Genomic DNA, 14072 nt, shown 5'->3' on the forward strand with positions numbered 1-14072 from the left:
CTGCTCACAGGCTCAGGACCAGCCGGTTACCACTTTCACTTCCAGGAACTCTTCCAGCCCCCAAGGGCCACCTTCGCGTCCATTACCGGACTGCTTGTAGCCGCCGAAGGGCGCGCCGCCACCCAGAGCTTCGCCATTCATCTGCACCATGCCTGCACGCAACTGGCGCGCAACACGGTTGGCTTTCCCGCCATCCTGTGTCTGTACGTAGTGCGTCAGGCCATAGGGGCTATCATTGGCAATGCGGATCGCTTCCTCTTCGGTATCGAAGGGAATGATGCACAGCACTGGTCCGAAGATCTCTTCCCTGGCGATGGTCATTTCGTTGGTCACATCTGCAAACACGGTCGGGCGTACGAAATAGCCGTCGGTCATCCCTTCCGGCTTACCGGTACCACCGGCCACCAGACGCGCACCCTCATCGATGCCCTGCTGGATCAGCTGCTGAATTTTGTCGAACTGAACATCAGACACAACCGGTCCGATATGGCGGCCTTCCAAAGAGGCCTGATTAACTTCGGTTTTGGCCGCCACATCAATGGCAGTTTGTACGGCCTGCTCATACACAGAACGCTCGACCAGCATACGCGTCGGCGCGTTGCAGGACTGACCCGAGTTCATGAAGCAATGGCGCACACCACGGACAACCGCTTTTTCATCCGCATCAGCAAATACGATATTGGCGCCCTTGCCACCCAACTCCAGACTGACACGCTTAACGGTATCCGCCGCATTGATGGAAATCGCCTTGCCTGCGCGGGTAGAGCCGGTAAAAGACACCATATCCACCTCAGCATGGCCGGACAACTGAGTACCTACACCCGGTCCATCGCCGTTGACCAGGTTGAATACACCGGCCGGGAAGCCTGCTTCATCGATCATTTCAGCAAACAGCATGGCCGATAGCGGCGCGATTTCAGAGGGTTTCAGCACCATGGTGCAGCCGGCAGCCAAGGCCGCAACCACCTTGAGTGCGACCTGATTCATGGGCCAGTTCCAGGGCGTGATCAACGCACAGACACCTATAGGCTCATGCAGAATCTGGTTGCCCGGTGCGTGCTCGCCCAGAGGTGCTTCAAAGCTGTACTCCTTGAGCACACGGATGAAGTTCTTGATATGACCAGCGCCAGCCCCCCATTGAGCGGTTTGCGCCAGCGCCATGGGAGCGCCCATTTCCGTGGAAATCGCTTCCGCCATCTCCGCCGAACGTGCCTTGTACAGGCTGTAGAGTTTTTCCAGCAATTCCAGTCGCTCTTCGCGGCTGGTTTGACTCCAGCTGGCAAATGCACGACGCGCAGCAGCAACCGCCGCATCAGTATCTGCCTGACTCCCAAGTGAGATCTTCGCGCATACGGTTTCAGTCGAGGGGTCGATGACATCCAGGTCTCGGGCCTCGGCAGGCGCTACCCATTGTCCATCAATGTAAAACGTTCGCTTATCCAGCATGTGTTCGCCCTTCTCGTCATTATATTTAACATCTTCAGGATAACGCGCTCAGTGCAAGAGGTCACCCTAGACTGTAGATGAGGTTTTACGTTTCCTGCCGCTTGCAGTAGCACCTGCTGTAGCTCGCTTGCGTGAAGTGCTGCCTGTACCTTTGACCTTTGTACCAGAGCTTTTACGTCTGCGTTTACCGGTTGTTTTCGGCGCCGGTATACCACTCAGCGCCTGAGGCTGAATGCTGCTGATCAGAATCGGCAAGGCATCCTGCAACGGCTGCATGAAGCCCTGGTAGTTGAACGCCTTGCGGCTGATAGCATCCAGCTGAGATTCCCAGTGCGCCGTCATATCGGGTCGGCTCAGGTCATCCGGTAAAGCCGCAATCAATGCTTTGCCTGCCGCCGTTGCATGTATCTGCTTGCCCTGACGCTGCAGAAAGCCTCGCCTGAACAGCAACTCAATAATGCCGGCACGGGTTGCTTCCGTACCCAGACCATCGGTATCACGCAGAACCTTGCGCAATTCGGCATCCTGCACAAAACGGGCGATGCCGGTCATGGCCGCCAGCAAGCTGGAGTCGGTAAAGGCTTTGGGCGGCTGGGTCATTTTTTCCAGCAACTCCCCGCGTTCACAGTGTAGTGGCTCACCGGGCTTGAGTACTGGCAATTGCCCTTCCGCCTCATCTTCGGCCTCTTTCCCCAACAAAGCCTTCCAGCCCGGGTCCAGTATTTGTCTGACCTTGGCTACAAACAGCCCGCCGGCTATCTCGACTTCCACGCGACGGTCTGCATAGCGGCATGGCGGGTAAAACTGCATCAAATACTGGCGGGCAACTTGGCTGTAGACCTGAAGTTCAGCTCTGCTCAGGCGTTCGGCTGAAGCAGCTTTACTGGTGGGAATAATGGCATGATGCGCTTCCACCTTTTTATCGTTCCAGGCTTTGGATTTGAGTCCCAAATCGGCATTTTGTACCGCCGCTGCCAATTCCGGCTGGGTTCGCGCCACGGCCTGAGTAACTTTTGCCCCTTCAGCAAAATGCTCTGCCGGCAGGTAGCGGCAGTCGGAACGCGGATAGGTAATCAGATTATGCTTTTCATAGAGTGCCTGGGCGGCATCCAGTACCTGCTGAGCGTTGAGACCAAAGCGTTTGGCACAGTCTATTTGCAATGCAGACAGGTTGTAGGGCAGTGGCACAGCCTGCTGGCCAGTTTTGCGCTCATCGCTTAATAATTTGGCCGGTTGACCGGTGATTCTGGAAACCACATTCTCAGCCAGGGCTTTTGACAACACTCGCCCTTCTTCATCCTGATAGCGTGCACAGGCTTCGCTGGGCTGCCAGCGCGCCTTGAAGCGCTCGCCGTTTTCAGTCAGCAGATGGGCATCCACTTCGTAGTAGGGTTTGGGAACAAAGGCGTCTATCTCGGCATCGCGCTGCACCACCAGCCCGAGCACCGGGGTCTGTACACGTCCGACCGACAACACTCCGTTATAACCGGCGCTGCGCCCTTTAACCGTCAGCGCTCGGGTCATATTGATACCGAACAACCAGTCCGCACGGGATCGGGCCAGAGCGGACACCGACAAGGGCACAAACTCTCGATTGGACTTGAGGCGCTTGAGTGCCCGACGTACCGCATCAGGGTTAAGGTCGGAAATCAGCAGACGCTGCACCTGCGATTTTTTGCTGGCAGGTACTTTCAGAAACTCGATGACTTCGTCGACCAGTAGCTGACCTTCGCGGTCCGGGTCCCCGGCATGGATGATCTGATCAGCAGACTTAACCAGTTTGCGTAGCACTGAAAGCTGCTTGCTGACACCCTTGCGAGGTTTTAACTGCCACTCATCCGGCAAGATGGGCAAGTGTTCCAGGCGCCATTGCTTGAACGCCGGGTTATAGGTGTCAGGCTCTACCTGCTCAAGCAGATGCCCGATACACCAACTGACAACCTGATCGCCGCCGCAGCGAATCAACCCTTCTTCCTTTTTTTGTGGCCCGGGAAGAACAGCGGCAATGGCCCGACCAAGACTTGGTTTTTCGGCGATGTAGAGCTTCATAGATATTTGGCGGATCAGGAGTTAAAAGGCCCTAGAGTAAGAGATCAGGCCCCTCAAGTCGACACGAAACTGTATAGATACACAGTAAATGATGCCTTTTTGCTTAATCAGATTTTTTATCGATTTTTTTGATCAATCACTGCAATTTTGCTCTGTTCTTAGTTATCGAGTGGGCCCTTATAGTGAACCCATCAAATATGACATGAATCGGAGATATCCGATGAACGCTTGCCAACTCACCCGAGCATTGGCGACTTCAAAAGCTCTGTACCGTTGGAGCCATTTAGTTGAGCCGTTTGCTGGAGAAAAACGGGGACTGAACGTTAAACAATCACTCAAAAACCTGCGTACGGCTTAGAAACCACTCATAACAGGAGATCAACATGGGCTTGCTCGTAGACGGACACTGGGTCGACCAGTGGTACGACACCGAATCCAATCAGGGCCGCTTTGTGCGCTCCGAGTCCCAGTTCCGCAACTGGATTACGGCTGACGGTGAAGCAGGCCCAAGCGGTGACAGCGGTTTTAAAGCCGAACCCGGCCGATACCACCTGTATGTATCGCTGGCCTGCCCCTGGGCTCATCGGACCCTGATTTTCCGTGCCTTGAAGGGCCTAGAATCCATGATTTCAGTTTCCGTCGTCAACAGCTACATGGGTGAACATGGCTGGACCTTTGCGCCGGAACCTGGCGCAACCGGTGATGACCTCTATGGCCTGGACTACCTGTACCAGCTCTACCTCAAGGCAGATCCGGACTATTCAGGACGCGTTACCGTCCCCGTACTCTGGGACAAGCAGCGCCAAACCATTGTCAGCAATGAATCAGCCGAAATCATCCGCATGCTGAATTCGGCGTTCGATGAGCTCGGCGCTGAACCGGGTGATTATTACCAGACTCAACTGCAGAACGAAATCGACAGCATCAATGAGGTGGTATACGACCGCATCAACAACGGAGTCTATAAATCAGGCTTCGCCACAACTCAGAGCGCTTACGAACAGGCTGTAATGCCGTTGTTTGAAACCCTGGACGATCTGGAGCGACGCTTGAGCAAGCAGCGTTACTTGGCCGGAGACCAGATAACTGAAGCTGACTGGCGCCTGTTCACAACACTGATTCGCTTCGATGCCGTGTACCACGGTCATTTCAAATGCAACCTGAAGCGTATTGTCGATTACCCCAATCTTTGGGGATATGTCCGAGAACTTTACCAGTGGCCCGGTATCAGTGAGACCGTAAACTTCTCGCACATCAAGGATCACTACTACCGCAGCCATCACAGCATAAACCCGACCGGAGTCGTGCCCAAGGGACCGATTCTGGACCTGCAACACCCTCATCAACGCGAAACCTTCAACGATTGAAAAAGGAGCTACAATCATGAGCAAAATTCTTGTCCTTTATTACTCTTCCTACGGTCACATTGAGTCTCTGGCACACACTATCGCTGAAGGCGCTGCATCGGTCGAGGGCACCGAAGTTGTGGTCAAACGCGTACCAGAATTGATGCCGGAAGAAGTGGCCCGCAATGCCGGCGTTAAAATGGATCAGACAGCGCCCGTTGCCGATCCCAAGGAACTGGCCGACTACGATGCCATCATCTTCGGTACCCCGACCCGCTTCGGCAATATGGCCAGCCAGATGCGCAACTTCCTCGACCAGACCGGCGGCCTTTGGGCATCCGGCGCGCTGATCGGCAAGGTTGGCAGCGTCTTCACCAGCACCGGTACCGGTGGCGGTAGCGAGACTACGATCCAGTCTTTCCATACCACCCTGTTCCACCACGGCATGGTTGTTGTAGGCCTGCCCTACGCCTTGCCGGAAATGACCGACATCAGCGCGGTTCACGGTGGTTCTCCGCTGGGTGCCGCGACCATTGCTGGCGGTGATGGCTCTCGTATTCCAAGCGAGCAGGAGCAGACCATGGCACACTATCAGGGTGCTCATGTGGCCCGTATCGCTGCCAAACTCTCTGCCTGAGGCCTGATACACCATACACTTGGAGGCATACCAATATGCCTCCTCCGTAAAAGTACAAACAGCCCACCTGAAGACCAGGCAGGCTGTTTTACTTTTATTTATTGAAAGCCGTCATCTTCCTGTCATCCGCTTTGGGCTAGGATCTTACCTTTGTGCCGCAATTTCTGAGCCATGACATCTGAAAAACCTGCCTCCGTGCTTTCAATCCTGCTGATCTTTTTGCGTTTAGGTCTTACTAGTTTTGGCGGACCTGTCGCCCATATAGGCTATTTCCGGGAAGAATTCGTCAACCGCCGCAAATGGTTGAGCGATCAAAGCTATGCCGATCTGGTAGCGCTGTGCCAATTCCTGCCGGGGCCGGCCAGCAGCCAGGTGGGGCTTGCATTGGGTATGTCCCAGGGTGGTTTCAGGGGCGCACTGGCTGCCTGGTGTGGTTTTACCCTGCCATCCGCCATTGCCTTAATACTGGTTGCTTATGGTGCTACCCAGCCAGACGGGCTGATCTCAGCAGGGGTGGTTCAAGGGCTGAAGTTAATCGCCGTTGCCGTAGTCGCACATGCGGTCTGGGGTATGGCGCAAAACCTCTGTCGTGGCCGTACGGAGATTGCCATTATGCTGGCCGCGGCATGCGCCATGCTGGTAATGCCAACCGTCTGGCTGCAACCGGCACTGATTCTGCTAGCTGCGCTAGTGGGCTGGTTACTGCTGGAACGCAAAGCAGACGCCGAAGACGCGCATCTGCCGGTACAGGTATCCATGGTCGCCGGCAAATGGCTTTTGCTGATCTTTGCTGCACTATTAGTGCTACTGCCACTGCTGGCGGCACTTGTGCCCAGCGCGGGGCTGACACTGTTTGATCTCTTCTATCGGATTGGCTCACTGGTATTCGGCGGTGGCCATGTGGTGCTGCCACTGCTGCAGGCTGAAACCGTACCGACCGGCATGATCAGCGATGATCTTTTCCTGGCCGGCTATGGTTCCGCGCAAGCAGTACCCGGCCCGCTATTCACCTTTGCCGCCTATCTGGGAACCGCCATGAATACCCTGCCAGGCTGGCTTGGCGGAGTCATCGCTCTCGTGGCCATTTTCACCCCCTCATTTCTGCTGGTCGCCGGTGTGCTGCCTTTCTGGGAGCAATTGCGCCGCCGTACTGGTGTACGTGCGGCACTGGCTGGTGTTAATGCGGCTGTGGTTGGGCTGCTGCTGGCCGCCCTGTATAGCCCGATCTGGACCGGAACCCTGCACGCCCCAGTGCACTTCGCTCTGGTACTGCTGGCGTTTGCTGCTTTGCAGATATGGAAGCTGCCGGTGTGGTTGCTGGTGCTTCTCTACGCCCTGGGCGGCTGGCTGGCCTGATGCCCATAAAGCCCTTCATGCGCTGTAACAGGCGCATGAAGGCCAATGCCCTCATTCCTCTGGCACGTTTACCGTAGTAGCGCATATCAATCTCGCCACCCGCTGCTCTGCGAATCCGTCCTGTACGTGCTTGATCAACAGCGTTCATCTTCACGCCCTCCTCATTAGCCTGAAGACAGCTTAGATCGGCTTTTCTATTATGAATAATGATCAATTCAGATCATAATGATCGCAAACAACGATGGATAAGCTCTATGCCCTACCCCAATTTGAACACGGAACTACTGCGCACCTTCGTTACCGTGGTAGATGAAGACGGCTTTATCCGCGCCGCGGAGCGCCTGCACAAAACACAGTCCACGGTGAGCCAGCAGGTGCGGCGACTGGAGCAGGAGCTGGATGTGGAGCTGTTTCGCAGTGAAGGTCGCAAGCGTGTGCTGACCCCAAGTGGTGAAACCATGTTGGGTTATGCGCGCCAGCTGTTATCCCTGCAGGAAGATGCACTGGCAGCCATTACTGAACAAAGTGCTCAGGGGGAGTTAAGAATCGGTGTGTCCCTGTCATTGACCGAGAGTATGCTGCCCTCGATCCTGGCACGCTTTAAACGGCACAACCCGGGCATCCGGCTGAATGTACAGACCGATTACAGTAATAGCGTGTGTGAGGATTATGATCGCGACCAGTATGATCTGGCGCTGATTCTGCGCCGTGATCGCACCCAGGTAAAAGGCGAACTACTGGGTTATGAACCCCTGATCTGGATTGGTCCGGCAGGTTATCAGTGGTCCAAAAACCGGCCACTGCCGTTGGTTTTGCTGAATACACCCTGCCTGTTTCGTGAAGCCACCATGCAGGCGCTGGACAGCACCGATATCAGCTGGCGGACCGAGTACTCAACCACCAGCTTCACCAGTTTGATGGCCGCTGTGAAAGCAGAACTGGGGGTTACGGTTCGAGCCCAGGGCGCGCTGACGGATGGCATGGAGAACATCGGTTCTCGACTGGGCCTGCCAGAGCTGCCACCCGTGTATATCGAGCTGCGCTACCGCACGCACATACCCGGCAGCGAGCAGCTGGCACAATTGATTCGACATGAGCCTCTGCAAGCCTGGTGACTGGGAGGCCTTCAGCCCATACAGGGCACGCCTCTTTCCATTACCTTGCGCAGAACAAAGCTCGAATGCACGCCGGTGACGCCTTCGATACGGGTGATCTTGTGCAGCAAAAGATCATGGTACGCATCCATATCTTCTACCAGCACACGTAACTGATAATCCGCATCCTGACCGGTGATAATCAGGCATTCCAGCACCTGGGGCAGACGCTCGATTTCACGCTCGAAGTTCTCGAATCGCTCAGGCGTGTGTCGATCCATCGATATATGCAGTAAAGCCATCAGGTTAAGCCCCATGCGTTTGGCATCCACCAGCGCTCTGTATCCCTGTATCAGTCCGCTCTCTTCCAACGCTTTGACCCGTCTTAAACAGGGTGAAGGTGACAGTCCTATACGATCAGCCAGCTCCTGGTTACTGATACGCCCGTGCTGCTGCAGGAGCTCCAGAATCTGGCGATCATAACGGTCCAAATCCAGCGACTCGACTTTTGAAGGCATAAAATTGCCGTCCTTTTAAACATTGAGATATTTAATGCCAAAAATACTGCATACAAGGACAACTTAGCAATCTTATGACTCGCTGGTTGCATTAATATATCCCCATCTTAAGCGTTAAGGCCCGCTACAGACGCCGGCAGTCTTACCCAGACATTCCCGGTGGCCGTAACCCTTACCCAGGGAAGCCCCTGAGCGGTCCGCCCCCAACAACAATGGAGAGCAACACCATGGCAAGTGCCACCTACAACCATCGCAAGTATCAGCCGGTCGAACCCGTGACCGGCTTTACCCGTACCTGGCCCGATCGTCAGGTGACAGAGGCGCCGATTTGGGCCAGTGTCGACCTGCGTGATGGTAACCAGGCCTTGCTGGAGCCTATGAATGTGGCCCAGAAACAACGCCTGTGGCACCTGCTGGTGAAGCTCGGCATTAAAGAGATCGAAGTCGGTTTTCCCTCCGCCAGCCAGCCGGATTACGACTTCACTCGCTGGTTGATCGAAGAAAACCAGATTCCGGACGATGTCAGCATTCAGGTGCTGGTCCAGGCCCGTGAAGAGTTGATTGCCAAAACCTTTGAAGCGTTGAAAGGCGTCAAGAAAGCCGTGGTGCACGTGTACAACTCTACCTCCCGCATTCAGCGTGAGCGTGTGTTCGGCATGGGCCGCGACGAAATCAAGGATATTGCTGTCCGTGGTGCCCGCTGGGTCAAGGAGTACGCCGAAAAGCACCCTGAGACCGACTGGACCTTCCAGTATTCACCGGAGAGCTTCACCAGTACCGAAGTGGATTACGCGGTAGAAGTCTGTGACGCGGTGATGGATGTATGGCAGCCGACCCCGGAAAAACGCTGCATCCTGAACCTGCCGACAACCGTGGAAGTGGGTCCGCCCAACCATTTTGCTGACCAGGTGGAATATTTTTGCCAGCACCTGAACCGCCGTGACAGCGCCATCATTTCGGTGCACACCCATAACGACCGTGGCGGTGCCGTTGCATCTGCGGAGCTGGCCTTGATGGCCGGTGCAGACCGTGTCGAAGGCACCCTGCTCGGCAATGGCGAACGTACCGGTAATATGGACATCGTTACACTGGCGATCAATTTGTACAGCCAGGGCGTAGACCCGCAGCTGGATCTGTCCAACCCGGATGAAATCATCCAGACCTGTACCGAGTGCACCGGTCTGCCGATTCATCCTCGCCACCCCTGGATCGGCGAGCTGGTCTACACCGCCTTCTCCGGCAGCCACCAGGATGCGATTCGCAAGTCATTGAAGCAGCAGCAGAGCGATGAGCCCTGGCAAGTGGCGTATCTGCCGATCGACCCGACCGATCTGGGCCGTGATTACCAGGCCGTCATCCGCGTCAACAGCCAGTCCGGCAAGGGCGGCATGACCTTCCTGCTGGAGCGCGATTTTGGTATCAGCATTCCACGCTGGTTGCAGCTTGAGCTGGCCCCGATTGTTCAGCAGACGTCCGAGCAGCAAGGCGGCGAGCTGGACAGCCAGATCATTCACGACCTGCTCATTCAGCATTTTGTGCAGGACAAGGCGCCGGTCAGCATGGAAGGCTATCGCATTGAACGTGCTGGCGATAACGAAACGCTCGCTGCCAGCATTCGTGTTGAAGGTGTGGAACAGTCCATCGAAGGCAAGGGCAAGGGTGCCATGGCAGCCTTCATCAATGCCTGGCAGGCACGCACCGGTCTTGATATCCACGTGGTGGATTATGCCGAGCATGCCATGGGTGAAGGTTCAGATGTTGCCGCAGCGGCATACGTACAGCTCAACGTTGCCGGCCAGCGCGTCAGCGGTATGGCCGTTGATGCTGACACGGTAAGCGCGTCACTGAAAGCCGTTGTTTCCGGTTTGAACCGTTCGGGAACCGCTACCCAAACAGTGAGTGCTGATCAAGCCCAGCAGGCCTGAACCAGACAATAAGGCACATCATTACAAAGGCACCTTCGGGTGCCTTTTCTGTTCAGTAAAGAATGAAACACCTGGACTCAATCACAACTGCTCGATCATGACCTGGTTGCGGCCATTGTTTTTCGCCCGATACAGGGCATCATCAGCTCGCTTCAACAGATCTCCGGTATGGTCTCCCGGATGCAAGGCCGCAACACCAAAACTGCAAGTGCGCTGACCGATAACCGGGAATTTGATCTGCTCTATGCGGTGACGCAGATTTTCAGCTAGCCGGTGCGCTCCTGCCAGGTCAGTATTGGGGCACAAAATCATAAATTCTTCACCGCCCCAGCGCCCCGGGAAGTCAGTAAGGCGTGTGTTGTCTTGCATCAAACCAGCCAACTGTCGCAGCACCTGATCACCCACCGCGTGGCCACAGTTATCATTCACCTGCTTGAAGTGGTCAACATCCAGCATTATAAGCGAGCAGTCTGTACCATAGCGTTCATATCGATGAAGCTGATGCGTCAGTAACGCTTCTATCCTGGCGCGGTTAACCAGGCCGGTAAGACCATCCGTTATCGACAGGCGCTCCAGTTCTTCATTTTTGCGCTCCAGCTCTTCCCGATGCTGTACCTGTTGAGTGATATCCAGCACCATACCGATATAACGCGCCTCACCTTCCGGCAGGCCTTCATAGCGCCTTGCCGCACAGCGGAACCAGCGCACATCACCGTCACGATCAATGATGCGTGCTTCGTAATGCCAGTCCTGCTGTTGCTGAACGACCATTGTTTTCCAGCTACGCAGCACAGGTTTAAGATCATCAGGGTGAAGAATACCGGCCCAGCCACGGTTGTTAAGCTCAGCCAGTGAACTGCCAACGGTTTCAATGAAGTATCGATTGGCATAAACATTGTGGCCTTCAGAGTCCGCCTCAAAAATACCGATGGGGGAAAAATCGGCCAGGGCACGGAAGCGTTCTTCACTGGCCTGCAATGCATCTTCCGACTGTTTGCGCTCGGTAATATCGGCCAGATTCAGCACCAGGCTTTCTATTTGCCCTCCTGCAATGGAAACTGGGCTGCCCGATATTCGACAGTACCGGTGCCCTTTGCCGGCAAAGTCCAGCCAGGCCTCCAGCACAAAAGCGGTTCCTTTTAGCGCCGCATCCAGCCTGGGCTTTAGTAACGCGTGCAGCTCGCCGCCCTCATACAGTTGCCAAAAGGGCTCATTCTCAACCTCCAATCGACTGCAGCCGTGGTAGGCCAGATACTGGTGGTTCACTTGCAAGTGCCTGAACTGACTATCAAGCAACACCATGAGCTCTGAAGAGGCATCGACAATCTCGCCATAGCGCAGCAGGCGCCTTTCATTCTCCTTTTTCTCGGTGATATCGGTACTGATGGCGAAATAACAGGCCGTACGTCCATCCGTATCGTGAACCGGGGTAATCATGGCCAGCTCTACACGTTGCTGCCCATCACGCATGTGATTAATAAACTCGCCTTCCCATACCAGTCCCTGCTCCAGATGGTTCCACAAATCCAGATAAGTACTCTCAGGTGTCTGGCCTGAAGCGAGAATACTGGCTTGCTGACCCAAAACCTGGTGACGCTCATATCCAGAACGGGCCAAATAGGCACGGTTCACATAAAGGATTCGGCTTTCCAAATCGGTGATAGCAATGGCCGACGGCATCTGTTCAATGGCCTGATACAGGTGAGCCAGATCATTCGCTGCCTTGCGTTCCCGCACCAGGCTGTCATGCCATCGTTTAAGAAAAAACAGCGTTACCAGCAATAACGAGCCAAGGCTCAACAAGGAGATCAGCAGCCGTTGCTGCCATCCGGCAAGCGCATCACTGCGCTTGATAACAGCCAACGCCCTTACCGGTTGCTGACCCAATTGGCGGATGGCGTACAAATATTCGTCTGCAAATACCAGGCGAGTACCGAAGGCAGCAAACTCATCCAGCTTGAAATGGCGCTGAAGTTCGCCCTGCGCCTCATTTACCTTCTGTTGATTATATTCACCCGCCACCAGCATCAGCTGATTCTGGCTATCCAGCAGCATCAGGCGCTGATGACCGTAGGCTTCACCGCTTTCAAGCTCAGCCTCGATCTGCTCCGGCTCAATGGTGGCCAGTACCGAACCGACAACACGGCTGTCAGAGTCATATACCAGCTGGGCCAGCCCCAGATGCCCGTCATCAATTCCCATGGACATATGACTGCCGGCCGCCATGGCCGCGCGTACCCACCTGGGTGGAGACTGACGTATACCCTCTGCACGCCCGACACTGGCCAGCCCTTCTCCCGCACGGTTATACAGTACAAGACTGTCCAACGACGGCGATGTCATCATCGAGCGCATAAACAGGGGCCTTAATCCCGGCTGTTGTTCCAGTGACTGAGGGTTGGACTCAAGAACCAAACTGACATCATGCAGAACGTGATCAGTGGATATGAAAGCGATATCAAGCGCGCTGGCATAGGCACGCAACTGGGTTTGCAGCCGCTCCCCGGCACTTTGAAGACTGTATTTGTAATCCTGATAAAGTCCCCAGGCCAGCATACCCGACATGATGAACAGCAGCGCCAGCGCGCCGACAATCATCGGGTGCCACAGCCAGCGACGCTGATCGCCGGATTGCTGTGAGAATTGCAGGGGCGGGACACGCATATTCATTCAGCCAGTGCAGCTTCTGCTCTGTTAACCAGATCCGGATCAACCCCCATCTGGCGAATCATGGCGGGCTCTTCCTGACGAGCCACCTTGCGCCAGCGTAACAAGGCATCAGTGCCCGGAGTGGTGACCTTGATTCCCTGTTCCAGAAGCGCACTTCTAGCAGAGCGTTGCGCTGCGATGGCCGCATCACGCTGAGCATCAACGATCTGGTCCCAGGTGCTGTGAACCTGCTCCTGCAGGGAGGGTGGCAGACTGGCCCAGAAACGGGCATTGATCATCGGCACATATTGAGCGAAGTACTCCATATCCTCGAAGCTGGCGTTGATGCCATTACGCCATAGTTTGGCACTGCGAATCGTCTCATGCGTTGTCAAAACACCCGTAACCTGGTTACGGGAAAGTGCATCCGGGAGGTCCGGCCAGGCCACCACAACCGGGTCAGCGCCAAAGGACTTCAACCGCCCTCTGTTGGCAATACCTCCGGGAATGCGAATTTTAACGCCTGCCAGATCGTCATGAGATTGAACATCGGACCGGGTGAAATACAGATGAGCGTGGCCTAAATCGAGCCAACGGCCGGGCACAGCAACGCCCAGATCCCTGGCAATACGCTGGCTGACAAGGGCACCGATTTCGCCATCACGAACCCGATAATTTTCTTCGGCTGTACGACCGTAAAAAAGGGGCAGCATATATAGTCCGACATCAGGCACGTACCGGTCCAGCTGCCACATGCCCGGCACAGCCATCTCGACCTTGCCGCTGGACAGCGCAGCAATTACATCCCGATCCCGAAACAGCTGGGCACTGTGATAAAACTCCACATCAATGCGCCCTTCCGTCACCCTTTCCAGTTCCTCAGCGAAACGCTCAACCGCCTGGGTCTGGACATGGGCTCGGGTATTTTCCGTAGATATACGCAACCGATACTCGGCCTGCCCCACCGCGCCAGCCGGGAGCCCGACTAGCAGTGCTACACCCAGTACAGCCTTGATCAGCGTGGCACAAACTCCTGTTCCAACTTGCATTGT

Annotated in this window: 10 protein-coding genes; 5 read left to right on the top strand and 5 right to left on the bottom strand. The window is 55.4% G+C overall.

Going from position 1 to position 14072, the window contains the following annotated elements; all coding sequences use genetic code 11:
* Positions 1-12 precede the first annotated feature (12 nt).
* On the bottom strand, positions 13-1446 hold the full coding sequence (locus O3C79_RS13055) for an aldehyde dehydrogenase family protein (protein WP_494383436.1): 1434 nt from the start codon (positions 1444-1446) through the stop codon (positions 13-15).
* 66 nt (positions 1447-1512) lie between these two features.
* A complete protein-coding gene (locus O3C79_RS13060) occupies positions 1513-3495 on the bottom strand; it encodes a DNA topoisomerase III (protein WP_494383437.1) in 1983 nt (660 codons plus the stop codon).
* A gap of 383 nt (positions 3496-3878) precedes the next feature.
* Between O3C79_RS13060 and O3C79_RS13065 the strand changes: the two genes are divergently transcribed.
* The 4 genes from O3C79_RS13065 (at position 3879) to O3C79_RS13080 (ending at position 7949) form a co-directional block, all read left to right on the top strand.
* The gene (locus tag O3C79_RS13065) at positions 3879-4862 is read left to right on the top strand and encodes a glutathione S-transferase family protein (RefSeq protein WP_494383438.1); all 984 of its coding nucleotides are present in this window, start codon (positions 3879-3881) and stop codon (positions 4860-4862) included.
* Positions 4863-4878: 16 nt separating this feature from the next.
* Entirely contained in the window at positions 4879-5478 is a 600-nt protein-coding gene (gene wrbA / locus O3C79_RS13070; protein WP_494383439.1) for an NAD(P)H:quinone oxidoreductase, read from the top strand.
* A 171-nt stretch (positions 5479-5649) separates the two neighbouring features.
* Positions 5650-6834: a chromate efflux transporter gene (chrA, locus tag O3C79_RS13075; RefSeq protein WP_494383440.1), complete on the top strand. Its 1185-nt coding sequence runs from the start codon at positions 5650-5652 to the stop codon at positions 6832-6834.
* A 254-nt stretch (positions 6835-7088) separates the two neighbouring features.
* Entirely contained in the window at positions 7089-7949 is an 861-nt protein-coding gene (locus tag O3C79_RS13080; RefSeq protein ID WP_494383441.1) for a LysR substrate-binding domain-containing protein, read from the top strand.
* Positions 7950-7960: 11 nt separating this feature from the next.
* Here O3C79_RS13080 and O3C79_RS13085 read toward each other — a convergent pair whose 3' ends face one another.
* The gene (locus tag O3C79_RS13085; protein ID WP_010322790.1) at positions 7961-8446 is read right to left on the bottom strand and encodes an Lrp/AsnC family transcriptional regulator; all 486 of its coding nucleotides are present in this window, start codon (positions 8444-8446) and stop codon (positions 7961-7963) included.
* Between the two features lie 227 nt (positions 8447-8673).
* Between O3C79_RS13085 and leuA the strand changes: the two genes are divergently transcribed.
* The gene (gene leuA / locus O3C79_RS13090; protein ID WP_494383442.1) at positions 8674-10371 is read left to right on the top strand and encodes a 2-isopropylmalate synthase; all 1698 of its coding nucleotides are present in this window, start codon (positions 8674-8676) and stop codon (positions 10369-10371) included.
* Between the two features lie 81 nt (positions 10372-10452).
* Here leuA and O3C79_RS13095 read toward each other — a convergent pair whose 3' ends face one another.
* The gene (locus O3C79_RS13095; protein WP_494383443.1) at positions 10453-13041 is read right to left on the bottom strand and encodes a PAS domain S-box protein; all 2589 of its coding nucleotides are present in this window, start codon (positions 13039-13041) and stop codon (positions 10453-10455) included.
* Complete coding sequence (gene dctP / locus O3C79_RS13100; RefSeq protein WP_494383444.1) at positions 13038-14069, bottom strand: TRAP transporter substrate-binding protein DctP; 1032 nt, start codon at positions 14067-14069, stop codon at positions 13038-13040. The genes O3C79_RS13095 and dctP overlap by 4 nt, the downstream gene beginning before the upstream one ends.
* Positions 14070-14072 lie beyond the last annotated feature (3 nt).

This window comes from Marinobacterium sp. NO-S09, from assembly GCF_059179545.1.

Excerpts from the sequence above, each read along its gene's own strand:
- O3C79_RS13055 (WP_494383436.1), bottom strand. The coding sequence starts at position 1,446 with ATGCTGGATAAGCGAACGTTTTACATTGATGGACAATGGGTAGCGCCT.
- O3C79_RS13060 (WP_494383437.1), bottom strand. The coding sequence starts at position 3,495 with ATGAAGCTCTACATCGCCGAAAAACCAAGTCTTGGTCGGGCCATTGCC.
- O3C79_RS13065 (WP_494383438.1), top strand. The coding sequence starts at position 3,879 with ATGGGCTTGCTCGTAGACGGACACTGGGTCGACCAGTGGTACGACACC.
- wrbA (WP_494383439.1), top strand. The coding sequence starts at position 4,879 with ATGAGCAAAATTCTTGTCCTTTATTACTCTTCCTACGGTCACATTGAG.
- chrA (WP_494383440.1), top strand. The coding sequence starts at position 5,650 with ATGACATCTGAAAAACCTGCCTCCGTGCTTTCAATCCTGCTGATCTTT.
- O3C79_RS13080 (WP_494383441.1), top strand. The coding sequence starts at position 7,089 with ATGCCCTACCCCAATTTGAACACGGAACTACTGCGCACCTTCGTTACC.
- O3C79_RS13085 (WP_010322790.1), bottom strand. The coding sequence starts at position 8,446 with ATGCCTTCAAAAGTCGAGTCGCTGGATTTGGACCGTTATGATCGCCAG.
- leuA (WP_494383442.1), top strand. The coding sequence starts at position 8,674 with ATGGCAAGTGCCACCTACAACCATCGCAAGTATCAGCCGGTCGAACCC.
- O3C79_RS13095 (WP_494383443.1), bottom strand. The coding sequence starts at position 13,041 with ATGAATATGCGTGTCCCGCCCCTGCAATTCTCACAGCAATCCGGCGAT.
- dctP (WP_494383444.1), bottom strand. The coding sequence starts at position 14,069 with ATGCAAGTTGGAACAGGAGTTTGTGCCACGCTGATCAAGGCTGTACTG.